Here is a 25,529-nt window from a genome sequence, read left to right on the forward strand (position 1 = left end):
CCCTCCCCCCAGCCCCCTCCCCGGTTGGGGAGGGGGAGTGTGGTGCGCTTTGCCGGCTATGCGGCGGTGTTCGATGTGGCTGATCGGGGCGGCGATGTCGTGCGTAAGGGGGCCTTTGCCGGGGCGCAGGCGGTGCCGCTGCTGTGGCAGCATGGCGGGCCGCCGGTGGGGCGGATCGAGGCGGTGGGCGAGGATGCACGGGGGCTGCGCGTGATCGGGCGATTGGGCGATGCACGGCTGGCGGCGCTGGTCGCGGCGGGCGGAGTGACCGGGCTGTCCTTCGGATACCGCGTGCGCACGGCGCGGCGGGGGCGATTTCGCGAACTGACCGGACTGGAGCTGATAGAGGTCAGTCTGGTGGCGCAGCCGATGCAGCCGCTGGCGCGGGTGCATGCGGTGGAGACTTTGGTGGGAGAAAATGCATGACGGTTGAAACGAAAACGGACACGCTGGAAGCAAGCTTCGACGGCGTGGAACAGGCGGGTGTGCCGGGTGCACGCCCGATGCTGATGGGGGGTGACGGTGCCGTTGCGGGCGGCTTTGCGGCGTTCGTGCGGTCGGGCAGCACGGTCGAGATGAAGGCGATGTCGGGCGTGACGGGCGCCGAGGGCGGCTATGCCGTGCCGCAGGAAATCGACGCGATGATCGATGCGACTCTGGCGAGCGTGTCGCCGATCCGCGCGATCGCCAACGTCGTGAAAGTGGGATCGGCGGGCTATCGCAAGCTGGTGACGAGTGGCGGCACGCCGTCGGGCTGGACCGGCGAAACCGATGCGCGGCCCGAAACCGATACGCCGATGTTCAACGAAATCGCGCCGCCGATGGGCGAACTCTATGCCAATCCGGCGGCGAGCCAGGCGATGCTCGACGATGCGAGCTTCGATGTCGAAAGCTGGCTGGCCGATGAGATTGCGCGCGAATTCGCCCGTGCCGAGGGCGCTGCGTTTGTCGGCGGTAGCGGGGTCAATCGGCCCAAGGGCTTTCTGGCCGCGCCGGTAAGTGCGGTGGACGATGCCGCGCGCCCGTTCGGCACGCTGCAATATCTGGCGAGCGGGGCGGATGGTGCGTTTGCCGCCAATCCGGGCGAAACGCTGATCGATCTGGTGCAGAGCCTGCGCGCGCCATACCGGCAGGGCGCGTCGTTCGTGATGAACGCAGCGACGATGGCGGCGGTGCGCAAGATCAAGGACGGCGACGGCGCGTTCCTGTGGCAGCCTTCGCTGGCGGCGGGGCAGCCGGCGACGTTGCTCGGCTATCCGGTGGTCGAGGCCGAGGATATGCCGGACATTGCGGCGAATTCGCTGTCCATCGCGTTCGGTAATTTCAAGGCGGGCTATCTGATCGCCGAACGCAGCGCGACGCAGGTGCTGCGCGATCCGTACAGCAACAAACCGTTCGTGCATTTCTATGCCACCAAGCGCGTCGGCGGGATGGTGAGCAATTCGGAAGCGATCAAGCTGCTGAAATTCGCTGCCGCCTGAGCGGGGTGAAGGGAGGGGAGAGCCGTCCCGGCGAGATGCCGGGGCGGCGGTTCGGGCCATTGCATGAGCCGGGACACCCCTCCGTCTGGCCTTTGGCCAGCCACCTCTCCTGCAAGGGGAGGATTTTGATGGGTTTGGGAGATTGCCATGCAACCGGGCTTTCCAGCGGCGGTGATCGCGGACGCGCGCGATGCGGCCAAGGCGCTGATGCGCAGCGGTGCGAGCGATGAGGATGCGCTGATCGGCGATTTTGCCGCGACCGCGCTGGCGCTGGCCGAACAATTTACCGCGACGGCGCTGATCGCGCGCGGGTTTGAAGCAATGTTGCCGGTGTCGGGCATGTGGCAGGCACTGGATGCGCAGCCCGTCACCGCGATTACGGGAGTTATGGGCGTTCCGGCGGAGGATGCGGCCTTTGTGTTGCCGGTGACGGACTATGCGGTCGATATCGCCGCCGAAGGGACGGGCTGGGTCCGTGTGCTGCACCCCGGTGCGGCAGGCAGGGTGCGCGTGCAGTTCAATGCAGGGCTGGCGCCGGACTGGAGCGGATTGCCCGCACCGGTGGCGCAGGGCGTGGCGGTGCTGATCGCGCATCTGTTCGAGGGGCAAGGGACGCGCGAGCCGGTGCCTGCCGCCGTCACCGCGCTGTGGCGTCCGTTCCGGCGGATGCGGATGGCGCGCGCGGAGTATCGGGCATGATGGCGGCGCTGGAGACGCGTGCGCGGCATCTGGCCGAAGCTCGCGCGATTGCGGTGCGCGATACGCTGATCGTGCGGATCGGGGAGGCTGCGCCGGGGGTGCGGGTGTCGGCCGGAGATACGGCCGACGGCGCGCCCGCCGTGATGCTGGCGGGGCGGGGATTGCGCGCGCGACTGGCGCTTGACCCGGCGCTGCGCTGGATCGGGGGAATGATGCCATGAGCGCGGGGGCAGTGGTGCAGGCGGCGCTGGTCGCGGCTCTGCGGGCAGACGGCGATGTGACGGGCGCGGTGACGGCGGTGTTCGATGCGCCGCCGGTGCGGTCGGCGCGGCCCTGGCTGATGGTCGAGGAGCCGGTGCTGACCCCCTGGGGCACCAAGGATGCCGAAGGGTGGGAAGCGCGGATTTCTATGTTGGCCGAGGATGAAGGCGAACGGCCGCTGCGGCTGCGCAGGCTGGTCGAGACCGTGGGCGCGGCGGTGGAGGGGGTGCCGGGCGACTTGGGCGAAGGCTGGCGGCTGGTGACGCTGGCGGTGCTGCGCAGCCGGATTGTGCGGGCGGGGTCGCAGCGCTGGACGGCGGTGATTGAACTGCGCGCGCGGATGCTGCGGGTGGATTGATTCTTTACGGCACCGGACGCGCGGGAAGCGGGACGGTGCCGAAACAAAATAAGCGGGAGAATTCGAAATGGCGGCGGAGAAGGGAAGCGCGTTCCTGTTGAAAGTGGGCGATGGCGGCGATCCGGTGGCGTTCACCACCGTGGCCGGGCTGCGCACCACGCAGCTTTCGGTGAACGGTGAAATGGTGGCGATCACGTCGAAGGACTCGGGCGGCTGGCGCGAATTGCTGTCGGGTGCGGGCGTGCGGTCGGTGAGTGTGTCGGGGGCGGGTATCTTTACCGGATCGGCAGCGGAGGCGCGGGTGAAGAGCAATGCGCTTTCGGGCGTGCTCGATGATTACCGGCTGAGTTTCGAGGGCGGTGAGACGATGACGGGTCGGTTCCTTGTGACGAAGCTCGACTATGCAGGGGATTATAATGGCGAGCGGAATTATACACTGAGCCTGGAAAGCAGCGGGGCGGTCGTAAGCGCATAATCCGCAACGACCTTCGGTCCGGGCCGGGCTGCAAACGGCACTGATCTGCGCTTCCGGTGCTCACGACCCTTAAGGTCGCTGCGCGCCGGTTCTCGACCAGCACCATTTTCGCCACGGCCAGAACCGAAATCCGTTGCGTATGTGGTTTGAAATCTACCTTGAATTGGAGAACTGCCGATGGAGGACGGAGCGAACGCGGTGCGTGGGGAGGCGGCGTTGCGGGTGGGGGGCGTGACGCTGGTGCTACGGCCCAGCTTTGCGGCGCTGGTGGCGGCGGAAGGCGAGCTGGGGCCGCTGTTCGCGCTGGTCGAACGCGCGGCGGCGGGAAAGCTGGCGCTGAGCGAGATGGTGGCGCTGTTCTGGCATTGTTTGCGCGAGCGGCCCGACGGGATGATGCGCGAGGATTTTGCCGAAGGCGTGACGGCGGGCGGGCTGGCGGCGGCGACGCCCGCGCTGAAAGGGCTGCTGGGGCAGATATTGGCGGGGCGGTAGGCAATGGTGGCGTGTGGGGTGGCCCCCCTCCACCATACTTCGCATGGTCTCCCTCCCCGTGCCGGGGAGGAATTTGGGGTGTGTGCGGGGCGGCTGGCCGGGCTGGCGGGGTTGTGGTTCGGCTGGTCGCCGGAAGCGTTCTGGCGCGCGACACCGGCGGAACTGGCGGTGCTGGTGCAGGCGATGGCCGGGGACGGTGCGGCGGACGGCGTGGACCGGGCGACGGTTGCGCGGCTGATGGAGAATTTTCCCGATGGATGAGGAAATCGAAACGCTGCTGGTCAGCGTGCGGGCGGATACGCGTGCCTTTGCCCGCGATGTCGATACGATGCGGCAGCAACTGGACGGACCGTTTGCGGCGGGCGTCAGTCGTGCGGGGCGGTCGGTCGAAAGCGCGCTGGCGAAAGCGGTGCGTACCGGCAAGCTGGGCTTTCAGGATCTGGAGCGGGTGGCGACCGGGATGCTCGATTCGATTGCGGCGAACGCGCTGCATTCGGGGCTGGAATCGCTGTTCGGCGGGCAGGGCGGGGCGGCGACGGGGTTGCTGGGGTCGCTGATCGGTGCGCTGAGCGGATTGCCGGGGCGCGCGACCGGCGGGCCGGTCAGCCCGAACCGCCCCTATTGGGTGGGCGAGCGCGGGCCGGAACTGTTCGTGCCGACAACCAGCGGCAGCGTGGCCGCACCGCAGGCGTCGGCGTCGGCGTCGAAGGATGTGCGGGTGGCGATCACGATCAACAGCCCCGGCAGCGATCAGCCGCGTGCCCTGGCGCAGTCGAGCCGTCAGGTCGCGCGCGCGGTAAAGGCGGCGCTGGCGGGGGTGGACTGATGGGCTATGTGCTGCATTCCGCGCGTGGGCATCAGGACAGGGATGTGATTTCGCGGTTCGATCCGCGGTTTTGGACGGTCAATTTCCCGCGTCCGATGATGGCGGCGGTGACGACGACCGCGCCCGATGCGCTGCGCGTCGATGGCGTCTTTTATCGCGCCGACGATCTGGCCGGGCTGATCTGGGAAGCGGAGGATCGCTATGACCATCCGCTGCTGGCCTATACCACCGACCGGGACTTTCGCGGGTGCAGGCTGTCGTTTCGCTGGCGGTCGTCGGGGGTGCTGGCGCTGGATGTGGTCAACGGGCCGGTACTGACCATCGAGGGGCGGGATGCGGAGGGTAAGGCGCGGTCCTGGTATGTGCGGCTGTGGAATTATGCCGAGGGGACGCCTGAGGATGCGGTCGTCAGCATCGACTTTGCGCAAGTGGATGGCGGGTTCCTGCTGCCGGGTGAGGCCGATCCGGTGTTTGCGGGCGATATCGACCGGATGTTCGTGTCGCTGGCGCCGTCAGGCTATACGGGTGAGGATGCCGATCTGGCCGCGCCGGTCGAGGGGTGGGCCGAAATGTCGGCCATCCGGTGCGAGGGGCCGGGGTCGGTGCTCGATATCGGCGCGGTGGTGGTGCCCGAACATGGGCTGTCGATCGCGAGCGGCTATGACGACAGCTATAATCTGACGCCTGCGCGGTTGCTGCGCAATGCGCTGCATCTCGGCTATCGCGGGGACATCGTCCATTATGTCGGGATGAGCCATTATTTCCGGCTCGAAGCCAATTCGGGCGGCTTTTATGTCAGCCTGAACGGCGGTGTGCTGAACGCGGCGTGCGCGGCCTGGCACAGGGATTTCGCCGGGCGGGCCAAGGCGCTTGGGTTCGGGGTGATCTGGTCGCTGTCCTATGAACTCTTCGACCAGCATTGTTGGGGCGACTGGAAGCAGCGCGCCTTTGACGGATCGCCGGGGCTGACGGGATGGGAACCGCCCTCGGCGCTGCTGTCACCAGCGCATGACGGAGCGATGGGATATTTGCGGCAGGTGGCGCAGGCCTTTGTCGCCATTGCGGGCGCGGCGGGGCTGGCAGTGCAGTTCCAGATCGGCGAGCCCTGGTGGTGGGTGATGCCCGATGGGCGGCCCTGCCTGTACGATGCGGCGGCGAAAGCGGCGTTCGGGGGCGATCCGGTGGAGATTGCGAGCGTGCGCGAGCCGCTGGATAATGACCAGCTTGCGCTGCTGGATCAGGCGGGCGCGATGCTGGCGGCATCGACGCTGGCGCTGCGCGATGCCGTGCGGGATGTGGCGGGCGAGGCGGTGGTGATGCTGCTGGCCTATCTGCCGACGGTACTCGACCCGGCGGCGCCGGAACTGAAGCGGGCGAATATGCCGGTCGGCTGGGCGCGGCCTGCCTTCGATATCCTGCAACTGGAAGATTATGACTGGGCGGCGAGCGGCAATGTCGCGGCGACCGCGCGCGGCGTAGCGGCAGCGCAAGTGCGGCTGGGCTATCCGGTCGGTGCGCAGCACTATTTCGCGGGCTTCGTGCTGAAACCGGAGGATGCAGCCGAATGGCGCGCCATCGATGCGGCGGCCGATGCTGCGCGGGCGCGCGGGGTGGCGGAGACGTTCGTCTGGGCGCTGCCGCAGGTGTTGCGCGACGGATATGTGCATTTCGATGAGGAGAGCGATGTGCAGGCGTTCGATGATGTGCTGTTTCCCGTGGCGCTGGGGCGTGAAGCGGAAGTCGCGCCGGAAGTGTCCACCGCGATCGTGACGAGTGCGGGCGGGCATGAGACGCGCAATGCCGACTGGGCGGCGGCGCGCACGCGATACGATGTCGGGCCGGGGGTGCGGTCGGAAGCGGATATTGCCGCGCTGCTGGCATTCTTTCGCGCGCGGATGGGACCGGCGCGTGGGTTTCGGCTGCGCGACCCGTTCGACAGTGCGTCGGGCGCAGGGGATGCGGTCGCTCCCGGCGATCAACTGCTGGGGACGGGCGATGGCACCACGGTCAGCTTTGCGCTGGTCAAGGCTTATGGTGAAAGCGCGCGGCGGATCACCCGGCCGGTGGCGGGCAGCGTGCGGGTGGCGGTGGATGGTGTCGAGACGCAAGGCTTCACGCTGGAGCCGGGCGGGCAACTGGTGTTCGATAATGCACCTGCCGAGGGCACGCGGGTGACGGCGGGGTTCCGCTTCGACGTGCCGGTGCGCTTTGCCGAGGACCGGCTGAGCGTCAATCGCGCGACCTTTATGGCGGGGGCCGCGCCCAGCGTACCGCTGATCGAACTGCGCGAGGATTGAGGGCATGGACGGACTGGCAGGCGACTGCACCACCGTTACGCTGTGCTGGCGGATCGAGCGGCGCGACGGGATCACGGTCGGACTGACCGCGCATGATCGCGATCTGGTGCTTAATGGCCTCCTATATCGCGCGTCGCCGGGGATGACGCCGTCGGCGGTGAAGCGCAGTGCGGGGCTGGATGCCGACAGCATGGATGTGAGCGGCGCGTTTTCGCATGCGGCGATTGCCGAAACGGATTTACTTACCGGGCGCTGGGACGGTGCGCGTGTGACGCTGTCGATGGTTGACTGGAGTTCGCCGGGTGAGGCGCTGGTGATCGGCAGCGGGACGATCGGCGCGGTGGAAACGGCGGACAGGAGTTTTACCGCCGAACTGCGCGGGGTGACGGCGGCGCTGGACCTGCCCGCCAATGAAGTGACCTCTCCATCGTGCCGCGCGGCGCTGGGCGATGCGCGGTGCCGGGTGGCGATGGCGGGGCGCAGGCGCTTCGCGCGGGTGACGGCGGCGGATGCGATGCTGACGCTGGATGGGGAGGAGCCGAGTGCCAATGCCTATGGCGGCGGGGTGCTGCATTGGTTTAGCGGCGCGAATAGCGGCTTGCGGTCGGCGATTGCCGGATCGGAGGCGACGACGGTGACGCTGCGGATGCCGCCGCGGTTCGATGGGGCGGGCGCGCTGGTGGAACTGGTGGAAGGGTGCGACAAGCAGCTTTCGACCTGTGCGACGCGGTTCGGCAATGCCGTGAATTTTCGCGGCGAGCCGTATCTGCCGGGTGTCGATCTGCTCACCCGTTATCCGGGTGCGTGATGCAGAGCGCCAAATGGCTTCGGAAGAAATTGTATCGCGCGCGATGGCGCTGGTGGGGGTGCCGTTTCGGTTGCACGGACGCGACCCTGTCTTTGGACTGGATTGCGTGGGGCTTGCGTCGGAAGCGCTGGAGGCGGGCGGTGAACTGGGACGGGTGGCCCAGGGGTATCGGTTGCGCACCGGCGATGCTGCGCATGTGGGGGCATTGATCCGGGCAGCGGGGTTGGGGCGCGTGGAATGTGCAGGGCCGGGGGACCTGATCGTGGTGCGGGCGGGGCCGGGGCAATTGCATCTGGCGATCCGGGTGCCGGACGGAATCGTGCATGCCGATGCCGCACTAAGACGGGTGGTGCATCGGCCGGGGGCAGTCCCCTGGCCGGTGGTCGGGTGCTGGCGGCTGGAAAATGGGGGAGAGACGCATGGCGACGCTGGTGCTGACGGTAGCGGGCGGGCTGATCGGCGGGCCGCTGGGCGCCGCGATCGGGGCGACGCTGGGGCGCAGCTTTGACAGTGAGGTGCTGTTCAGGCCGAAGGGGCGACAGGGGCCACGCCTGTCCGACCTGTCGGTGCAGACTTCTTCTTATGGCAGTGCAATTCCGGCATTGTTCGGAACGCTGCGTGTTGCGGGAACGGTCATCTGGTCCACCGATCTGATCGAGACGCGGGGTAGTGCCGGAGGCGGCAAGGGCCAGCCCAAGGTCACGACCTATAGCTATTCGGCATCGTTTGCAGTGCTGTTGTCGGCGCGGACCATCCAGGGGATCGGGCGGATCTGGGCCGACGGCAAGCTGTTGCGCGGAGCGGCGGGCGATTTCAAATCGCAGCTTGGTGCCTTTCGCTGGGTTGGCGGCGGAGAGGATCAGGCAGTCGATCCGCTGATCGCGGCCAGCGAGGGAGCGGCGAAAACACCGGCGCATCGCGGCTGCGCCTATGCGGTGTTCGAGGAACTGGAGCTTGCCGATTTCGGCAATCGTATTCCGTCGCTGACGTTTGAGGTGATTGCCGATGCCGCGGCGGTGGATATGGGCAGCGTCGCGGAAACGGTGTCGGGTGGTGTGGTGACGGGGGCGAGCGGGTTCCTGCTCGATGGCTTCTCTGCCTATGGCGACGACCGGCGTGCGGTGATCGAGCCGCTGGCCGAGGTCGCAGGATGCTGGTTCGCGCCGGGAACTGACGGGGTGACGGTGCAGGCCGGATCGGGCGATGCGGTGACGCTTGCCGATGCGGGCGTGCATGGCGAGGGCAAGGAGGCGCGGCGTGGAGTGCGCGAGATTGCGAGCGCGGCAAGCCTGCCCGACCGGGTGACGGTGCGGCATTATGATCCGGCGCGTGACTATCAGGCGGGACTGCAACGCGCAGTGCGGCCCGACGCGCGTGGCGGCAAGGAACAGCAGGTGTCGTTGGCGGCAGCACTATCGGCTGTCGAGGCAAAGCAGGCGGCCGAGGCGATCCTGATGCGGGCCGATGTCGGGCGCGAGACGCGCAGGCTGGCGGTCGGCTGGGCGAATTGCGCAACCGGCCCCGGAGCTCGGGTGCGGATTGCCGGGGAGAGCGGAAGCTGGCGGGTGACGCAATGGTCGCTGGAAGCGATGGTGCTGACCCTGACGCTGAGCCGGATCGCGCCGCCGCCAAGTATGGAGGCGGCGAGTTCCGGTCAGGTATCGTCGGCACCTGACCGGGTCGTCGGTAAAACGGTGCTGGCGGCGTTCGAACTGCCGCTGGTCAGTGACATGCTGTTGACGATGCCGCGTATCGGTGTCGCGGCTGCGGGAGAAGGGGCGGGATGGCGTAGTGCCGCGCTGACGCTGAGTGAGGATGGCGGCACGACATGGCAGGCGGAAGGGGCGACGGCCCTGCCTGCCGTGATCGGTACTGTCGTAACCCCGCCGGGGGCGGGCTCGGCGTGGATCGAGGATCGGTTCGGCATGCTGGAGGTCGATCTGGCCCATGCCGCGATGGTGCTGGGACAGGCGGATCGGGCGGCGTTGCTGGCAGGCGCGAACGCGGCGCTGGTGGGAGACGAGCTGCTTCAGTTCGGTGCAGCGGAGCAGATCGCCGAACGGCGGTGGCGCTTGTCTGCCCTGTGGCGAGGTCGGCGCGGGACCGAAGACGCGATCGGAGGGCAGGTTGCGGGCGATCCGTTCATACTATTGGACGCCGAGGCGCTGCGTCTGCTGGATATCGGCAGCGGGCGGATCGGCGGGGTGGTGAAGGTTGCCGCGACGGGGGTCGCGGATAACGGTAATGGTCCCGAAGTGTCGGTGGCTGTTACCGGCCGCTCGCTGGTGCCGCCCTCACCGGTGCATTTGCAAGCCGACCATCCGAACGATGGCGGGGTTCAGCTAAGCTGGGTTCGCCGAAGCCGGACGGGATGGACATGGCGGGACGGTGTTGACGTGCCGCTGGGCGAAGCGACGGAACGCTATCGCGTGACGCTGACGGGAACGGATGGGACGTTACGTGCCGCGATCGAGACGGATACGCCTGCACTGATGATCGATTCGACCATGCGCGGGACTGGCGTGCTGAATGTTGCCGTGCAGCAAATCGGCGACAACGGATTGTCGTTGCCCGCACAGATCACGCTCGGCTGAATTTTCCAACGGAAGGATCCACTCATGACTGAAGCAGCGACCGCGCGTCTGTCTCTTCCTCTTCTCAGTGCGGGGCAGGCGCAAAAGGAGATGACGCATAATGAGGCGCTGACCCTGATCGATATGCTGATGGTTCCGGCTGTGCAGGCGGTCGGGCAGGATGACCCGCCCGGTACGCCGGCCGCCGGGGAGTGCTGGATCGTGGGTGCAGCACCGACAGGAGACTGGGTGGGGCAGACGAATGCGCTTGCCTGCTGGACTGATGGAGGGTGGCGGTTCGTCTCTGCGCGAGCCGGGCAGGCAATATGGTCTGTTCCCGATGACGTGTTCGCCGTTTTCAGCGATCAGTGGCAGGTCGGAGCAATGCCGGTGACACGGCTGATAGTGGACGGGCAGCAGGTGGTGGGGGCGCAGGCAGCGTCGATTGCGGACGTTCAGGGTGGCGATACGATCGATGCCGAGGCGCGCGATGCAGTAGCTTCCATTCTGGCTTGTCTTCGCACGCACGGACTGATTGCGACGGCATAACTGTGTTCTTTTCGCAACAGAATCGACTTTTGTAGACCCTTTTGCAAATTTTGTGCGCTTGCGTGGAAACTATCCTTTGTTTAGGGAGTTGGCGCTGTCCGTAGGACATTTGGAAAGGGGATTAAGATGCGGAAGCTTGCCGTTACCTTGGCACTTGCCTCCACCGCGCTTGCCACACCCGCCCTCGCACGAGATCATTCGTGGTATGTGGGCGCTGATGGCGGTGCGATGATCGTTGAAAATATCAATTACGATATCAGCGCGCCCAATGCGGGCACCGTTACCACCGACAGCCATTATGGCTGGGACGTCGATGGCGTCATCGGCTATGACTTCGGACCGTTCCGTCTGGAAGGCGAAGTCGGTTATCGTCAGGCACATGCCGACAGCTTCATGGCCGATACATCAATCGGTACCGCCGGAGAGCCGACCATGCCTGCCGGAACCTATAATGGTGCCGGTAAGACCTCTGCTCTCAGCTTCATGGTCAACGGTCTTCTGGACTTCGGTTCGGATGATGAGATCAACGGCTTTGTCGGCGGTGGTGTCGGTGTGGCTCGCGTCAAGGCGAGCGATTATCGTCTGTACACCAACTATGGTCCGTTCCTGGATGACTCCGACACGGTCTTCGCCTGGCAGGCGCTGGCTGGTGTCCGTGCTCCGGTTACCAACCATATCGACGTTTCGCTGAAGTATCGCTTCTTCAATGCGGATAATGTCAAGCTGGTCGGCACCGACGGTCGTGGTTACGAAGGCCGTTTCCGCTCGCACAGCCTGATGGGTGGTCTGACGTACAACTTCGGTGCGCCTACCCCGCCGCCTCCGCCGCCTCCTCCGCCGCCGCCTCCCCCGCCGCCGCCTCCGCCTCCGCCGCCGCCTCCGCCGGCTCCGGAACCGGTTGTTTGCACCCCGGGACCGTATATCGTGTTCTTCGAATGGGATAAGTCGGACATCACGCCGGAAGCAGCGAGCATTCTCGACAACGCGATCTCCGCGTATCAGAATTGCGGCAATGCGCATGTCATGCTGGCTGGTTACACCGATACGTCGGGTCCGGCAGGCTACAACATGAAGCTGTCCGTCCGTCGCGCCGACTCGGTGAAGGCGTATATGGAACAGCGTGGCATCCCCGATGGTGTGATTTCGACCGAAGGCTTCGGCGAAACCCATCTGCGTGTTCAGACCGCCAATGGCGTTCGCGAACTCCAGAACCGTCGTGTGGAAATCACCTACGGTCCGGGTTCGGGGCAGTAAGCCACGATCCTTTGGGATTGAAAAAAGAAGGAGGTCGGGATTTCCCGGCCTCCTTTTTTATGCCTGCCATGGATTTCCTGCGTGATTTGATTTTCGTCAACGCAGACAGGGACGGGTTAAGGGATCAGAGTCGACATGACTCGCTATTATCCCGAACTGCTTTCGACGCCGGTGCCGCGCTATACCAGCTTTCCGACGGCGGCCGAGTTTCACAATCATGTCGGCCAAGGCGATATGGCGGATGCGCTAAGCCGGATTGGTAATGACACGCCGGTGTCGCTGTATCTCCATCTGCCCTTTTGCCGACAGATATGCTGGTATTGCGGCTGCAATACCGCCGCGGCAAACCGCGTTGCCCGGCTATCGGCCTATCTGGTCAATCTGGGGCGGGAAATTGATTTGTTCGCCACGCAACTGGCGGGGCGCGGTCGAATCAGCCGTATCGCCTTTGGTGGCGGCAGCCCCAATGCCATCGCACCCGAACAGTTCGATCATTTGCTTCGGCATGTGCGCGGCGTGTTCGATGCGACGGACGCTGAGATTTCGGTGGAACTCGACCCGCGCGGCTTTGATCATCGTTGGGCGCAGGTGATCGCGCGTAATCGGGTGCGCCGTGCCAGCCTGGGAGTGCAGACCTTCGCTCCGCATGTGCAAGCGGCCATCGGCAGGGTTCAGCCGCTCGAATCGGTGGCCTGTGTCGTCGGGCAGTTGCGCGCAGCCGGAGTCACGTCCCTGAATTTCGACATGATGTATGGCCTGCCGCATCAAAATGATGCTGATCTGGAAGAGAGTCTGAAGCTGGCAATCGACCTTTCTCCGGACCGTTTTGCAGTATTCGGCTATGCGCATGTGCCGCATCTGTTGCCCCGGCAACGGCGGATCGACGCGGCAGCGCTTCCCGATGTGGAGCAGCGGTTTGCGATGGCTGCGCATGCGCACTCACTGCTGGAGCAGGCCGGCTATCGTCCGATCGGCTTTGACCATTTCGCACGCCCCGAAGACGCGCTGTCACAAGCAGCGCAAGATGGCAGCATGCGCCGCAATTTTCAGGGATATACCGATGACGACGCCGAAATCCTGATCGGAATGGGAGCGTCTGCGATCAGCAGTTTTCCCGGATATCTGTTGCAGAATGAAAAGAATAGCGGCCGCTATCAGCTTCGCGTCGGTGCCGGGCAATTCGCCACCGCACGCGGCATCCGACGGTCGGCGCAGGACCAATGGCGTGGGGCGGCAATCGAACAGTTGCTGTGTTCGGGAAAAGCGGACCTGTCACCACTGGGTGAAGTTGCTCTGATCCGGGAGCGGCTGATCCCGTTTGCCGAACGCGGCCTGATCGGCTGGGCGGGCAATACTATGATACTGGGGCATGAGGCATGGCCCTATGCGCGCGGCATTGCTGCTGCGCTCGATCCGTATCGTCAGCAATCGACGACCCGGTTCAGCAACGCGGTTTAGACATTATGTTGCCGACGCCGCGGGCCGCGAAGCCAGATCAGCCCGGCTTCCAGTGCGGCGGCAATCGCGTAGGTACCGACAATGACAAGCAGGCTGATCCGGTCCTGCTGCCAGATATGCCATAGCAGGACCAGAAAACTGATGATGGTCAGCGCTGCGCCGCTAAAGGGAATGAGCGGGTGAAGACCGATGGTTCTGGCCAGGCGCAGCGCCGCGAGATTGACGCCGGCAAAGATCATCAGAAATGTCGCGCTGGCAAATGCGGAAATGATCGATAGCGGTGCCAGCAGAGCAAAGGCGAGCGAGAGCGCAGTCAGCACCAGCAGCGCTATATAAGGCACCGGACGCTTGCGCTCCTGTAGGGAAAACACACGCGGCAGGGCCCGCTCCCGCGCCATCACCATCGCCAGCCGGGCGGCACCAAACAACGTGGCGTTAATGGCCGATGCGGTGGAAAGCAGCGCGGCGACCCCGATCAGCAGGAATCCCGCCTGTCCCAGGGTCGGGCGTGCGGCGACGGCAAGTACATATTCCTGATCATGCTGTATCTGCGCAGGGGTCAGGTTGCCGAGCGCCGTCACCGCGACGATCACATAGATGACTGAAGTGATGACAATGGCGCTGACGATCGCACGGCGCAGATTGCGTTCGGGATCACGCATCTCCTCTACGGCATTGGGGATCAGTTCGAACCCTTCATAAGCGACGAAGATCAGTGCCACCGCAACCAGCGGCGTACCGACGCCGTGATCGAATACAGGTACGAAATGGCTCGTCCGGATGCCGATCATCCCGACCAGCGAAAATAAAGCGAGGATGCCCAGCTTGATCGCGACGACGCCCAGCTCCACTCCGCCTGACAGCTTGGCGCCGAGCAGGTTGATGAGCAGGAATGCACCCAGCACCACGGCCGCCAGCAGCTTCATCAGTGCGGGTGCGGCTCCGGTGCCGTGAAACAATGTGGCACCGTAATCGCCGAACGCGGTGGCATAGAGCGCCAGTGTGCCGACATAGCCCGCCACCAGCAGCCAACCCGCAAAACCGGCGATTGCGGGCTTGGCGAATGCCTTTTCAATATAGGTGAAACTGCCCCCTTCGTCACGAAAGGCAAGGCCCAGATGGGCATAGGACAGTCCGGTCAGCAGCGCGATCACTCCGCCACCCGCCATGGTCAGCGCCACGGCATGGCCGGCCACTGAAATGGCAAGGCCCAGCACTGCGAAAATGCCGCCGCCGATCATGCCGCCGATACCGAGTGCGGTCACTTCGACGAGACTGAGCTTCTGCGATGGATTTGCCATGCCGCTCCCTATCGCAGGAAGCGGAGAGTTTCTCCATATGGCAGGAACGATCCTGCCGATCCTGTCGTTACTTCTCTCGCAAACAGGAGATCAGAATCGTGACCAAGGCGCTTGAAAGCTTTACCATCACGCCCGCTGGCGAAGATTATCTGCTGCAAATCGAAGATGAAGACGGCGAAACCATCGATTTGGCAGTCAGTGTGGATCAGCTCGACCTGATGATGGAAGAGATCGAACGCAATCTTGACGCTGAAGATGATGCCGAGATCGCGATCGATGCCGATGACGAACCTGAAGACAACTAGACCCTGACCCTAGGACGGATCGCCATTCAGCCCTGATGGCCTGCAAAAGGCGGCTTTCCGCACTTCCGGTGCTCACGTACCGAAAGTACGCTGCGCGCCGGGTCACGAAAATCCACCATTTTCGTCACATCATCTTCTGAATGTCGATCCGTCCTAGCTCGGCGTGATTCGGATCGCGAAACCGCCGCCAGGTGCCATGCGGACGGACCATCTATCTCCCTTGCGGACTGCACGGGTTTCGATGATGTCCTTGTGTCGCGTATCCTTGCGGAAATCGGCATCAGGAGCATCGCGCCAGATCTTTGCCCTATAGGTCTTGCCGGGATCGAGGAACGCCAGGTCTAGCGTTACCGTACGCGCCTGATCGTTGGTAACGCCGCCGACATACCATGCATTGCTGTTCCGATCCTTGCGTGCCGCCACAACGTAGTTGCCGGGTGCGCCCATCAGCGTATGGCTTTCCGACCAGTCGGTTGGCACATGGTCGATAAAGTCCAGCTCGTGCGGATATTGCGCAAGATTTTCGGGCATGTCCGCTGCCATCTGGATCGGCGAGTAGATCACCACATAGAGCGCCAGCTGACGCGCGAGCGTGGAGGGAATGTCACTATTGTCGCGGCCCTTCAGCGACAGTACGCCCGGCGTATAATCCATCGGTCCCGACAACATGCGGGTGAAATACAGGTTGGGAATATGGCTGGGCGGGTTCTTTGGAACGCCCCATGCCTGATATTCCATACCGCGCGCGCCTTCGCGGCTGACCCAGTTGGGATAGGTGCGGCGCAGGCCGGTATCCTTTACCGGCTCATGATCGTCGATCATGACATGATGCTTCGCCGCATCCAGCACGACCTTCATATGATGTTGCACCGAACGCTGCCCGTCATGCCATTCCATGCGCTGTTCGCCCGGCGTATCGCCAGGCGCGATCAGACCGCCGGCATCGGCGACATAGCCGGTTTTCACTGAATCGATGCCCAGTTGCTGATACAGCGTCATGGCGTCGTCGAGCTGGGCTTCGTAATTAGCGAGATTTCCGCCGGTTTCGTTATGCGCGATCAGGCGCACGCCCTTTTCTCGGCCATAGGCGGCAAGCCCTTTCAGATCATAATCGGAATAGGGCTGGGTGAAGCTGAAATCGCGGCCATTGCCGAACCAGGTGCCGTCCCAGCCCTTATTCCACCCTTCGATCAGGACGCCGCGAAAGCCGTGTTTCGCAGCAAAGTCGATATAGGCTTTGGTATGTGCCGTGGTGGCGCCATGGTTCGGCCCCGATGCCCAGGTCCATTGGTTGAGGTGCATCGCCCACCAAATGCCGATGTAGCGGAAAGGTTTTACCCAGCTGACATCGCCCAGCTTGTTCGGTTCGTTGAGATTGAGTTCGAGATTATTGTCGTAGAGGCCGGGAGCCGAAGACGCGATACGGATCGTGCGCCAGGGGGTAACGAACGGCCCAGTGCGGATAACCTTGGCGCCATGGCTTGACGGGGCAAGGGTGGAGCGGAAGCGTTCGCCGTCCAGCCGTTTGAGCCACATGCCCGAATAATCAACCAGTGCCGCTTCGTGAAAGGACAGCCAGATGTTGTTGTCGAGCTGCATCGTTATCGGCGTATGGGCGACCGAAACGGCTGAAATCGGTGTCTTCTGATAGAGATATTCGTAGCGATTCCAGTCGCCGGCCTGAATCCACCAGGCAGTGCCGGGGCTGGCGAGCGCGAATTCCGTATCCTCATCGGCGATATGCCATGCGCCGCCGCCCGGACGGTTGCCGAATTCGGTCCGAAATCCGACGCCATTGTCGAAAACGCGGAAGCGCAACGTGATATGCCGTTCGACGCGATTATCGTGCATCGCATCGGATGCGCCGCCGTCATGTGCGTGTACCACCAGCTCGCGATGATTGTCGGTGACATAGCGATTTTCGCCCCAAGGCTGTTCCCAGCGGCTGTCCAGGCTGCTTTGCGATGTGCCGTCGATGGTGAAACCGCGTGTCATCGGGTCCATGTCGGTAAAGGTGAAACCGATATGGGAATTCGCGATGATCGGCGTCCCGTCGCGTGAAACCGAATAGTTCAACCGATGTTCGCCATCGAGGCTGATCGTGACACGGATATGACCGTCCGGTGAGGCGACGGTGGCGACATCCTGCGCATGGGCACTGGTGATCAGGGCTGCGCCGAACGCGGCAATCGCAGTCAGGCGCAGCAAGGTGCGGGGCAGGGTCATGGGCGATGCTCCGGTGTAAAGAGAATGCCCGAACAGGCGGGCAGGCTGTCCGGCGTTGCGCCGTTGACGGCGGCAAGAACCCTGGCCTTCGCATCGGCTTCGATCGGCCAGTCGCCCTGCTCCGGCGCGAGGTTGAAAACACATCGCACGACCTGCTTTCCATGGGTGCGGTCAAAGGCGAGAACAGATTTGCCGACATGGAGCATTTCGAGCGAGCCGAGGCGTAGCGCGGGCATTTCGTGACGAAGCCTGAGCAGGCTGCGGGTCAGGGCAAGCAATGAATCCGGGTCGTGCCGTTGTATATCGACGGCCAGCGCGGCGTGATCCTGTCCCACCGGAAGCCATGGCCTGGTGGTGCCGAACCCGCAATATTGAGCGTCGCGGACCCAGGGTATCGGGGTGCGGGCACCGTCGCGGCTAAGCGTCAGCGGCCAGTTGGCGATCGCTTCGGGATCGCGCAGATCGGTGTACGGAATATCGACCTGAGTCAGGCCTAGTTCCTCCCCGTTATAGAGAAAGATGTTACCACGCAGCGATAGCAGCAGCAGCATTTTCAATCGTGCAAAGACATGCGCCTTTTCCGGTGGCGCCCAGCGAGAGATGGCGCGCGGTGCATCATGATTTTCGAACGCCCAGCTCGGCCAGCCCATGCCGGGCATATCCGGCCAGCGACTGACCGCATCGGCAACCAGTTGCGGCGTCAGCGTATCAGCATAGAGAAAGTCGAAGCCATAGGCGCTGTTGAAGCGATGGTTCCCTTGCGTGAACAGCTTCATCTCACGGTCGGAATCGTCGCCACCGACCTCAGCCACCGTAAACAAGGTGCCATAGCTGTCGATCAGCGCGCGCAGCCGTTCGATGAACTGCGGAATGTCCGGGTGGCTCTGGTTGAACTTTTTTTCCTGAAAATCGAACGGGCGCGTACGTGCTTTGGTCGAAGGCGGCGCGGGCGGATTGTCGCGGAATTGCGGATCGTGCATCGCAAAATTGATAGCATCGAGCCGGAATCCGTCGACACCGCGATCCAGCCAGAACCGGGCTACGTTCAACACCGCTTCCTGCACCTGTGGGTTGTGCAGATTGAGCTGCGGCTGATCCTTCAGGAAATTGTGCAGATAATATTGGCCGCGCCGCGCGTCCCAGGTCCAGGCAGGACCACCGAACACCGACTGCCAGTTTGTCGGCGGGCTGCCATCGGGCTTTGCATCGGCCCAGACGAACCAGTCTGCCTTTGCATTGTCGCGGCTGGACCGGCTTTCGCGAAACCACGGATTTTCGACCGAGCAATGCGAATAGACCTGGTCGATGATAACGCGCAGACCCAGTGCATGTGCGCGTTCAACCATTGCGTCGAAGTCGGAAAGCGTGCCGAAGATCGGGTCGACATCGCAATAATCGGCCACATCATAGCCGAAATCCGCCATCGGAGAGGTGAAGAAGGGCGACAGCCAGATCGCGTCCGCACCCAGGTCTGAGACGTGATCAAGATGCGCAGTAATGCCGGGCAGATCGCCGATGCCGTCATCGTTCGAATCCGCAAAGCTGCGGGGATAGATCTGATAGATGACGGCGCCCTTCCACCAGGGAGCCTGCTGGATCGCACTGCCGGATTGAGCGGCGGATTCTAAAGCGTTCACGGACGGTCCTGCGAAGGTTCAGGCGCGGCCTGGCAAATCGCATAGCCGAGCGGAGGAAGGGAAATGGTGACGCTGCCGGGTGCCGCCGCAACTGCGGGGCAGAAACCGGCAAGCGTGGTGAAGCGGGCATCGCTGACGCCGATGGTAACGTCGCGGGTGATCGGGCTGGTCGAGGTGTTCATCGCGACCAGAATTTCATGCCCGTCATCTGCGCCGCGCGTATAGGCGAGCAGCCCCGGCTTTTGAGACGTCTGGCGGATGGTCGTCGGCCCTTCCATCAGCGCCTTGTGGCTGCGCCGGATCGCGGACAGGCTGGCAATCTGACGATAAAGCGGATGATGGGGGTCGAAATTGCTGACCGCCGTTGTCGCATCGGTGCCGATCAGGTCATTGTCGTTATAGCTTGCGACCTTGCTGGGGAACATGTCCTGCCGCGCAGCCTGATCACCGCCATGGCCCGTAAAACCCTGCTCGTCGCCCGAATAGACCGTCGGCACCCCGCGTGAAGTGAACATCAACACATTGCCCAGTTCCATACGCGCAAGGCGTTCGGCATCCGTCGCGTCAGGATGCGCCTTGTCCATCATGAAGCCGAGCCGGCCCATGTCGTGATTGCCGAGGAAGATCGGCAGGCGACGGGCGGTATCTTCGCCCCTGGCATAGAGGATGTCGCCGTTGATCAGCTTGGCATAGAGATCGGTACCGGCAGTGCCGGCCAGCATCTGTCGCGCCGCTGACTGAAAGGCGAAGTCGAGTACTTCCGGGAGGCCGTCGCGGCGTGTGAATTGCGCCAGATAACCGGGATCGACGGATTCGTCATAGACTTCGCCGAAAATGTGGAAATTGGGAATGCCGTTCGCCTTTGCCCGCGTCAGCATGGCGGGTGCGAACTTTGCCCAGAAGTGGGGATTGACGTGGCGTGCGGTATCGATGCGGAATCCGTCGATGTGAAAATCGTCGATCCATTTACCGAAAATCTGTATGAAACCGTCCACGACCCGCGGATTTTCGGTCATCAGATCGTCCAGCCCGGCAAAATCGCCATAGGTGGTGGATTCGCCGGTAAACGTCGAATTGCCGCGATTGTGGTAATAGATCGGGTTGTTGAGCCAGTCGGGGACTTTCACATGTTCCTGGCCGTTCGGGATGAAGGGGGTATAGGCCCAGTCGGGATCGGTCAGTTTCGCGAAATTCTCCGGCGTCTGGATTGAATCCCCGTCAAAGCCCGGATTGATCGGTGCCCCGTCGACGCCGCCCTTGCGAGAATAGGGATAGGCGCCTTTCGAACGATAGGGACAGTCGGGTTTGCCGACGCATTCGCGGTACTGGATGACATCCGCCGTGTGGTTGGCGATGATGTCCATATAGACCTTCATGCCGCGTGCATGCGCCGCGTCGACGAACGCGCGGAAATCGGCATTGGTCCCGAAATGCGGATCGACGCGGGTGAAGTCGGTGATCCAATAGCCATGATACCCGGCACTTTCATGGCCGGGTGCGCCCTGAACCGGCTTGTTCTTGAAAATCGGGCCGACCCAGATCGCCGTGATACCGAGTTTCTGCAGATAGCCCAGCCGTTCGGTCAACCCTCTCAGGTCGCCACCATGGTAGAACCCCTTGTCGGTGGGATCATATCCGGTTTTCAGCCGTCCCCCCGTCAGCCCGCCCTTGTCATTGGACGGATCGCCATTTTCAAAGCGGTCGGGCAGGACGAAATAAATCACCTCATCCTGTGGCGGACGCGCGCGATAATCATTGGAAGAAGCGCGCGTTGCCGCCTGTGCTTGTGCGGCAGGAGCGGCAGCGGCTGTTCCGGTCAGCAGCAGCGACAGCAGCGCGGTCGCAATCATGCGGCCACCTCTGCACCGGCGGCGCAATACTGTGTCACGAAATCGGCATGGTCCGGCATCTGCGCAACTTCGCGCGCGTTCAGTTGCTCGATCATCATCATATATTCGGCCAGATCCTTGTCGGGGATGGAATCGGCGATTGGATGATGGCCGCGTGGCATCATCCCCTGGCCGACGAAAACCTGCAGCCAGCCGACCTCGGTGAACAGTTCCTCATGCTCACGGGTGATGTGGCCATTGCCCAGCCACAGCGCGACCTTGTTCGCCAGTGTGTCGGGCACGTCCATAGTCCGGCAATTGCGCCAGAATTCCGTGTCGTCGCGCTCGGTCGCCTTGTAATGGAGGATCAGGAAATCGCGGATACGCGTCCATTCGAAATCGCTCTGGCGGTTGAATTCGTCGCGATCGGCCTGCACCGTGATGCGGCCGGGAAGCAGTTTCAGCAGGCGGGAGATTGCCGACTGAACCATATGGATGCTGGTCGATTCCAGCGGTTCCATGAATCCCGCAGCAAGCCCCATGGCAACGACATTATGTTTCCACAATTCGCGACGCTTGCCGGTGGTAAAGGGAATGGTGCGCGGATCGCCCAGCGCTTCGCCATCCAGATTGGCGAGCAGGCGAGCGGCGGCTTCGTCGTCGCTCAGGTGACGGCTCGAATAGACGATGCCGTTGCCGGTGCGATGCTGGAGCGGAATGCGCCATTGCCAGCCCGCACCATGCGCGGTTGCGCGGGTATAAGGGGTAAAATCTCTGGCCCGCTCGGACGGCACTGCCTGCGCCCGGTCGCAGGGTAGCCAGCGCGTCCAGTCGTCATAGCCTGCGCCCAGCGCTTCCTCGATCAGCAACCCGCGAAAACCGGTACAGTCGATGAAGAAATCGCCCGCGACCTCTCGCCCGCCGTCCAGCATAAGTGCGGTAATGTCGCCGGTTGCGCCGTCACGGGAAACCGACTGAATGGTGCCTTCGACCCGCTCGACGCCGCGCAGTTCGGCATAGCGGCGCAGAAAGCGCGCATAGAGGCTGGCGTCGAAATGAAAGGCATAGGGCATGTCGGGCAGCACCTTTGCGGTGCGCGGTCTGCCGCGCTGCATCCGTTTGGCAAGTGCTGCCATGTTGTTGAGCGAATAGGGGGTGAGTTCGGGCTTGGCGCGTCCTTCTGCCACGGCGCGCAGCCAATATTGCTGAAATGGCAACAGGCCGACATCGCGGCCGATATCGCCGAATGCGTGCATGTATCGACTGCCCGGACGCAGCCAGTCGACAAATTCGATAGCGAGTTTGAAGGTGCCCTGTGTTGCACGCAGAAACGCGTCTTCATCCAGTCCCAGCGCATCGTTGAACAGGCGGATTTGCGGGATGGTGGCTTCGCCGACCCCGACGGTACCGATGGCATCGGATTCGACCAGCGTGATCGTGAACCCGGTTTCGAGGAAACGGGCAAAACTTGCTGCCGCCATCCAGCCAGCCGTGCCGCCGCCGGCGATCACGATGTTGATTGGATCAGTTGATGCCATGGTCCTCATCCCGGTATGCAAGCTGTATTACTTGGCTATGGCAGTAACGTGACGACCTGAAAAGGCCGGGGCGGCGTGCGGGTTAGGGCACGCCGCCCCAAGGGGAGGGTTACATCTTCAGCGACAGCGTCAGATAATATTGGCGACCGTATCGCTGGTAATCGATCACTTGCCGCTCATCGCCGTTCTGATAGGTCACGAATGGCTGGTCGGTCAGGTTCTTGCCCTGTACCATCACCGAAAGACCGGTCAGCGGGCCACTGTCGAACTCATAGCCGATCTGGGCATCCAGCACGCCTTCGCCGCGGACGCTGCGATAGGTCGGAGCTGCCGAAAGTCCCGCCACTTCGCCAAGGAAGGACGACCGATGGCGATAGTTCACGCGAGCCTGGAACCCGTGCTTTTCGTAATAGAACGAGCCGTTGAACACCCAGTCCGACAAGCCGGGAAGCGTGATCGGGTCTGGGTTGCTGCCCAGCTTGATCGAGCTGTCGGTATAGGATGCACTTCCGAAGAAGCCGAAACCGTCGATCGAACGGCTGATCTGGCTGAACGGCAGCGACAGCGTGAATTCAAAGCCCTGCAGATAGCCGCGACCATCATTTTCGGGGCGTGAATTCAACCCGATCTGACCACCGGATGCCAGCACCTGTGCCTGCTGCGAAGGAGACAGCAGATACAGATAATCGGTGAAGTCGAACGTCGTGCTGGCGTTCGCATCGACATAGTCGGTCAGATGCTTGAAATAGCCTGCCAGCGCCACATAGCCGCCGCCTGCAAAATATTTCTCAAGCGACAAGTCGATATTGGTCGACTGATACGGACGCAACTGTGTGTTGCCGCCGCTGAAAGCGAACGGGCTGTATTCCGGCCCGCCGCCGGTTCCAACATTTGCATTGTTGATCGTCAGTTCACGGTTCACGCGCTCCTGATCCAGACGCGCACGCACCATTGTCTGCGATGCGCCGATCTTCACATAGGTCAGCGGTGCTACTTCCAGTGCGAACGTGGCGCTGGGCAGGATGTTGGTATAGCTGTCGCTGTCCGACGCGGGGATGACGGTTACGACACCGCCTGCGCCCAGATTGGAGAAGGAGCCGTCCGAGCTCTGGTTGGTATGAACTACCTGAACGCCAATCGAACCCTTAAGATTCTTGCCGCCGACAACGCCGTCGACGTCAAGCATGGCATAGCCAGTCCATACCTTTTCGGTGACGGAGTTGTCACGAACCAGTGAAACCGGGCGGTTATCATACACCGCGTTGAACGCATTGTTGTAAAGATATAGCGGGTTGAGCGTCAGCATTGCCGGCACGCCCAGATAGTCGAGCGAGGTGGTCCCATCAATCAGCGCGCCCTGCGGCACCGGTTCAGAGGTCGGTGTTCCACTGGCGACGGTGCAGTCCGTTCCGCCGCCCTGCGGACAGAGGAAGTAGGACGTGTACGCCGACGTCTTTTTGCGCTGGCTATAGTTCGCACCGACTTCCCATCCGGAAAGCACGCTGCCTTCTATATCGCCATGCAGGCTGGCGCGCAGCTCCTTCAGATCGTCCTTGAACTTCGGACGATTGAGAAAGCCCGACTGAACCACCGCCTGAGTGCCGTTATAGCCCCAGCCTTGCGGATCGGTGATCTTGAAGATGCTGGTGTCGTCGTAATTCAACGTCGGGACAATATCGAATGTCCCGTCGTTATTGCGGGTCACCGTGACCGTATCGCCCGGACCGGCGCGATTATAGCCGGTGCCGGTATAGGTTTCGAGCAGGAAGTCGGTGCGGTCGGCATGCGACCAGCTGGCGTCGACATTCAGTTTCAGATGGTCGGTCAGCTCAAATATGTTGTTCCAGCCCAGTGCATAGGTGTCCGCCTTGCGCTGGTTGTAATCGTTGCGCTGAACGCCGTGAACATTGCTGAAGGTTGCGGAGTCGACAAAGCCGTTGCTTGCCGAATTGACCGTAACATTGGTGTCAGCGCCCCAATATAGCGGAAACTCGATGCCGCGCAGAGTCTGTTCTTCGGAAAAGTGCGTGTACAGCACGTCCAGCGTCGAATGCCAGCTGTCGTTGGGCTTGTATTCGATCGTACCGACCGCACCGATACGCTTCAGGACGTTCGATTGCACATAGGGCTTGGCACCGCCCAGAATCAGGTCGCCATTTGCATCGTTTGGAAAGCCCCAGGCATTGTACCGGGTGTACTGGATCGGAGCCGAGGTCGCCGAAACACCGATCGCAACGCCCAGCGTGTCATGCGCGAACTGATCAATATAGGTTGCAGACGTACGATAGCCGAACCGCTTGCTGTCGGGGTTCAGCTTCTTGTTGCCATTCATCTGGCCACGAAGCTGGAAGGAAATGACGCGCTTGTCATAATCGAGCGGACGTAGCGTGCGGAGGTCGACCGTGCCGGAAATGCCGGCAGGAATCAGCGAAGCATTTGCTGTCTTATAGACGTTGACGTTCTGGAAAAACTCCGAGGGATACTGGTCATATTCGACGCCGCGATTGTCGCCGACCGTCACCTGCTGGCGACCATTGAGCAGAGTCGTGCCGAATTCCGGGCCAAGGCCGCGGATCGACAGGCTCTGATCGCGCCCTTCTAGGCGCTGGGCGGTGACACCGGGAAGACGCGCCAGTGAATCGGCAATCGAAACGTCGGGCAGCTTGCCAATATCTTCTGCCGACACCGAGTCCACGATGAGAACCGAGTTGCGCTTGATTGCAGCGGATTTGTCGAGCGATGCGCGGTATCCGGTTACAACGATGTCGCTGGCCCCCTGCGCTTCGGTCGGGGTGCTGGCGGTCGTCTGCGCGTCGGCTGCCTTCTTAGCCTGCGGCGCGGTTGTGTCGTCGTTGCCCGGGGTCTGTGCATAGGCCGGTGCGACGCAGCTCAGCGCAAGTGACAGACCCAGCACCGCACGACTGCTGCACGTCAACAGGTCGCGGCCCGCAAGCCGCGCGAACGGATTATTCATTGAAAATGTCCCCTTGTCCTCAACAGCGCATTCGCAAAGGAGCGTGCGCGCATCCTGTCCACATTATTGTTCTTGCGACGCGATTTTGCGTCGTCATGGGGACTGGTTATATTTGCTGATTGCGACTAACCCTAGATGCGGCATACGTATTCATTCCCTGAATAGGTATGCGGTACTATGAAGCGCAG

The 25,529-nt window shown here is 62.8% G+C and carries 23 protein-coding genes; 17 read left to right on the forward strand and 6 right to left on the reverse strand.

Features of this window, described 5'->3' with window-relative positions:
• The first annotated feature begins 39 nt into the window (after positions 1 to 39).
• The 16 genes from FHR23_RS12680 (at position 40) to hemN (ending at position 13,531) form a co-directional block, all read left to right on the forward strand.
• Positions 40 to 426, forward strand: a complete 387-nt coding sequence (locus tag FHR23_RS12680; RefSeq protein ID WP_343043143.1) for an HK97 family phage prohead protease — start codon at positions 40 to 42, stop codon at positions 424 to 426.
• Positions 423 to 1,481, forward strand: a complete 1,059-nt coding sequence (locus tag FHR23_RS12685; RefSeq protein ID WP_184004576.1) for a phage major capsid protein — start codon at positions 423 to 425, stop codon at positions 1,479 to 1,481. Before FHR23_RS12680 ends, FHR23_RS12685 begins: the two co-directional genes overlap by 4 nt.
• 147 nt (positions 1,482 to 1,628) lie before the next feature.
• Positions 1,629 to 2,180 (forward strand): head-tail connector protein, encoded by a 552-nt coding sequence (locus FHR23_RS12690; protein ID WP_184004579.1) that lies wholly within the window; start codon positions 1,629 to 1,631, stop codon positions 2,178 to 2,180.
• Positions 2,177 to 2,401, forward strand: coding sequence for a hypothetical protein (locus FHR23_RS12695; RefSeq protein ID WP_184004582.1), 225 nt, complete (start codon positions 2,177 to 2,179; stop codon positions 2,399 to 2,401). The genes FHR23_RS12690 and FHR23_RS12695 overlap by 4 nt, the downstream gene beginning before the upstream one ends.
• Positions 2,398 to 2,799 carry a tail completion protein gp17 gene (gp17, locus tag FHR23_RS12700; protein ID WP_184004585.1) on the forward strand — a complete coding sequence of 134 codons (402 nt, stop codon included), beginning with the start codon at positions 2,398 to 2,400 and terminating at the stop codon, positions 2,797 to 2,799. Before FHR23_RS12695 ends, gp17 begins: the two co-directional genes overlap by 4 nt.
• 67 nt (positions 2,800 to 2,866) lie before the next feature.
• On the forward strand, positions 2,867 to 3,274 hold the full coding sequence (locus FHR23_RS12705; protein WP_184004588.1) for a phage major tail protein, TP901-1 family: 408 nt from the start codon (positions 2,867 to 2,869) through the stop codon (positions 3,272 to 3,274).
• A 177-nt stretch (positions 3,275 to 3,451) separates the two neighbouring features.
• Positions 3,452 to 3,766 (forward strand): gene transfer agent family protein, encoded by a 315-nt coding sequence (locus FHR23_RS12710; RefSeq protein ID WP_184004591.1) that lies wholly within the window; start codon positions 3,452 to 3,454, stop codon positions 3,764 to 3,766.
• Between the two features lie 78 nt (positions 3,767 to 3,844).
• Positions 3,845 to 4,027, forward strand: a complete 183-nt coding sequence (locus FHR23_RS12715) for a phage tail assembly chaperone (protein WP_343043145.1) — start codon at positions 3,845 to 3,847, stop codon at positions 4,025 to 4,027.
• Complete coding sequence (locus FHR23_RS12720) at positions 4,020 to 4,592, forward strand: tail tape measure protein (RefSeq protein WP_184004597.1); 573 nt, start codon at positions 4,020 to 4,022, stop codon at positions 4,590 to 4,592. Before FHR23_RS12715 ends, FHR23_RS12720 begins: the two co-directional genes overlap by 8 nt.
• Positions 4,592 to 6,889: a DUF2460 domain-containing protein gene (locus tag FHR23_RS12725; RefSeq protein WP_184004600.1), complete on the forward strand. Its 2,298-nt coding sequence runs from the start codon at positions 4,592 to 4,594 to the stop codon at positions 6,887 to 6,889. Before FHR23_RS12720 ends, FHR23_RS12725 begins: the two co-directional genes overlap by 1 nt.
• A 4-nt stretch (positions 6,890 to 6,893) precedes the next feature.
• Positions 6,894 to 7,697: a DUF2163 domain-containing protein gene (locus FHR23_RS12730; protein ID WP_184004604.1), complete on the forward strand. Its 804-nt coding sequence runs from the start codon at positions 6,894 to 6,896 to the stop codon at positions 7,695 to 7,697.
• Between the two features lie 13 nt (positions 7,698 to 7,710).
• On the forward strand, positions 7,711 to 8,205 hold the full coding sequence (locus FHR23_RS12735) for a peptidoglycan endopeptidase (RefSeq protein WP_343043146.1): 495 nt from the start codon (positions 7,711 to 7,713) through the stop codon (positions 8,203 to 8,205).
• Positions 8,117 to 10,291 carry a phage tail protein gene (locus tag FHR23_RS12740; RefSeq protein ID WP_184004608.1) on the forward strand — a complete coding sequence of 725 codons (2,175 nt, stop codon included), beginning with the start codon at positions 8,117 to 8,119 and terminating at the stop codon, positions 10,289 to 10,291. The genes FHR23_RS12735 and FHR23_RS12740 overlap by 89 nt, the downstream gene beginning before the upstream one ends.
• Positions 10,292 to 10,315: 24 nt before the next feature.
• Positions 10,316 to 10,819, forward strand: coding sequence for a DUF2793 domain-containing protein (locus tag FHR23_RS12745; RefSeq protein WP_184004611.1), 504 nt, complete (start codon positions 10,316 to 10,318; stop codon positions 10,817 to 10,819).
• A 126-nt stretch (positions 10,820 to 10,945) separates the two neighbouring features.
• A complete protein-coding gene (locus tag FHR23_RS12750; protein WP_184004614.1) occupies positions 10,946 to 12,073 on the forward strand; it encodes an OmpA family protein in 1,128 nt (375 codons plus the stop codon).
• Positions 12,074 to 12,208: 135 nt separating this feature from the next.
• Positions 12,209 to 13,531 (forward strand): oxygen-independent coproporphyrinogen III oxidase, encoded by a 1,323-nt coding sequence (hemN, locus tag FHR23_RS12755; protein ID WP_184004617.1) that lies wholly within the window; start codon positions 12,209 to 12,211, stop codon positions 13,529 to 13,531.
• Here hemN and FHR23_RS12760 read toward each other — a convergent pair.
• The gene (locus tag FHR23_RS12760) at positions 13,528 to 14,832 is read right to left on the reverse strand and encodes an APC family permease (RefSeq protein ID WP_184004621.1); all 1,305 of its coding nucleotides are present in this window, start codon (positions 14,830 to 14,832) and stop codon (positions 13,528 to 13,530) included. The two genes, hemN and FHR23_RS12760, sit on opposite strands and share 4 nt — an antisense overlap.
• 98 nt (positions 14,833 to 14,930) lie before the next feature.
• On the opposite strand from FHR23_RS12760, the gene FHR23_RS12765 reads away from it, so the two are divergent.
• Positions 14,931 to 15,137, forward strand: a complete 207-nt coding sequence (locus FHR23_RS12765; protein WP_184004624.1) for a hypothetical protein — start codon at positions 14,931 to 14,933, stop codon at positions 15,135 to 15,137.
• Positions 15,138 to 15,290: 153 nt separating this feature from the next.
• Here FHR23_RS12765 and FHR23_RS12770 read toward each other — a convergent pair whose 3' ends face one another.
• From FHR23_RS12770 to FHR23_RS12790, 5 genes are all read right to left on the reverse strand, one after another.
• A complete protein-coding gene (locus FHR23_RS12770; protein ID WP_184004627.1) occupies positions 15,291 to 17,363 on the reverse strand; it encodes a glycoside hydrolase family 97 protein in 2,073 nt (690 codons plus the stop codon).
• Positions 17,360 to 19,000: an alpha-amylase family glycosyl hydrolase gene (locus FHR23_RS12775; protein ID WP_184004630.1), complete on the reverse strand. Its 1,641-nt coding sequence runs from the start codon at positions 18,998 to 19,000 to the stop codon at positions 17,360 to 17,362. The genes FHR23_RS12770 and FHR23_RS12775 overlap by 4 nt, the downstream gene beginning before the upstream one ends.
• The gene (locus FHR23_RS12780) at positions 18,997 to 20,850 is read right to left on the reverse strand and encodes an alpha-amylase family glycosyl hydrolase (RefSeq protein ID WP_184004633.1); all 1,854 of its coding nucleotides are present in this window, start codon (positions 20,848 to 20,850) and stop codon (positions 18,997 to 18,999) included. The genes FHR23_RS12775 and FHR23_RS12780 overlap by 4 nt, the downstream gene beginning before the upstream one ends.
• Positions 20,847 to 22,367: a tryptophan halogenase family protein gene (locus FHR23_RS12785; protein WP_184004635.1), complete on the reverse strand. Its 1,521-nt coding sequence runs from the start codon at positions 22,365 to 22,367 to the stop codon at positions 20,847 to 20,849. Before FHR23_RS12785 ends, FHR23_RS12780 begins: the two co-directional genes overlap by 4 nt.
• A gap of 109 nt (positions 22,368 to 22,476) precedes the next feature.
• The gene (locus tag FHR23_RS12790) at positions 22,477 to 25,341 is read right to left on the reverse strand and encodes a TonB-dependent receptor (protein ID WP_184004637.1); all 2,865 of its coding nucleotides are present in this window, start codon (positions 25,339 to 25,341) and stop codon (positions 22,477 to 22,479) included.
• Positions 25,342 to 25,529: the final 188 nt, after the last annotated feature.

This window comes from Stakelama sediminis (assembly GCF_014199335.1).
GTDB classification, from domain to species: domain Bacteria; phylum Pseudomonadota; class Alphaproteobacteria; order Sphingomonadales; family Sphingomonadaceae; genus Sphingomonas; species Sphingomonas sediminis.

What these genes read in the sequence shown, in the direction of transcription:
- FHR23_RS12720 (WP_184004597.1), top strand. Translation starts at nt 4,020, where the DNA reads ATGGATGAGGAAATCGAAACGCTGCTGGTCAGCGTGCGGGCGGATACG.
- FHR23_RS12760 (WP_184004621.1), bottom strand. Translation starts at nt 14,832, where the DNA reads ATGGCAAATCCATCGCAGAAGCTCAGTCTCGTCGAAGTGACCGCACTC.
- FHR23_RS12710 (WP_184004591.1), top strand. Translation starts at nt 3,452, where the DNA reads ATGGAGGACGGAGCGAACGCGGTGCGTGGGGAGGCGGCGTTGCGGGTG.
- hemN (WP_184004617.1), top strand. Translation starts at nt 12,209, where the DNA reads ATGACTCGCTATTATCCCGAACTGCTTTCGACGCCGGTGCCGCGCTAT.
- FHR23_RS12705 (WP_184004588.1), top strand. Translation starts at nt 2,867, where the DNA reads ATGGCGGCGGAGAAGGGAAGCGCGTTCCTGTTGAAAGTGGGCGATGGC.
- FHR23_RS12695 (WP_184004582.1), top strand. Translation starts at nt 2,177, where the DNA reads ATGATGGCGGCGCTGGAGACGCGTGCGCGGCATCTGGCCGAAGCTCGC.
- FHR23_RS12730 (WP_184004604.1), top strand. Translation starts at nt 6,894, where the DNA reads ATGGACGGACTGGCAGGCGACTGCACCACCGTTACGCTGTGCTGGCGG.
- gp17 (WP_184004585.1), top strand. Translation starts at nt 2,398, where the DNA reads ATGAGCGCGGGGGCAGTGGTGCAGGCGGCGCTGGTCGCGGCTCTGCGG.
- FHR23_RS12790 (WP_184004637.1), bottom strand. Translation starts at nt 25,341, where the DNA reads ATGAATAATCCGTTCGCGCGGCTTGCGGGCCGCGACCTGTTGACGTGC.
- FHR23_RS12785 (WP_184004635.1), bottom strand. Translation starts at nt 22,367, where the DNA reads ATGGCATCAACTGATCCAATCAACATCGTGATCGCCGGCGGCGGCACG.
- FHR23_RS12690 (WP_184004579.1), top strand. Translation starts at nt 1,629, where the DNA reads ATGCAACCGGGCTTTCCAGCGGCGGTGATCGCGGACGCGCGCGATGCG.
- FHR23_RS12725 (WP_184004600.1), top strand. Translation starts at nt 4,592, where the DNA reads ATGGGCTATGTGCTGCATTCCGCGCGTGGGCATCAGGACAGGGATGTG.
- FHR23_RS12750 (WP_184004614.1), top strand. Translation starts at nt 10,946, where the DNA reads ATGCGGAAGCTTGCCGTTACCTTGGCACTTGCCTCCACCGCGCTTGCC.
- FHR23_RS12745 (WP_184004611.1), top strand. Translation starts at nt 10,316, where the DNA reads ATGACTGAAGCAGCGACCGCGCGTCTGTCTCTTCCTCTTCTCAGTGCG.
- FHR23_RS12780 (WP_184004633.1), bottom strand. Translation starts at nt 20,850, where the DNA reads ATGATTGCGACCGCGCTGCTGTCGCTGCTGCTGACCGGAACAGCCGCT.
- FHR23_RS12740 (WP_184004608.1), top strand. Translation starts at nt 8,117, where the DNA reads ATGGCGACGCTGGTGCTGACGGTAGCGGGCGGGCTGATCGGCGGGCCG.
- FHR23_RS12685 (WP_184004576.1), top strand. Translation starts at nt 423, where the DNA reads ATGACGGTTGAAACGAAAACGGACACGCTGGAAGCAAGCTTCGACGGC.
- FHR23_RS12735 (WP_343043146.1), top strand. Translation starts at nt 7,711, where the DNA reads ATGGCTTCGGAAGAAATTGTATCGCGCGCGATGGCGCTGGTGGGGGTG.
- FHR23_RS12770 (WP_184004627.1), bottom strand. Translation starts at nt 17,363, where the DNA reads ATGACCCTGCCCCGCACCTTGCTGCGCCTGACTGCGATTGCCGCGTTC.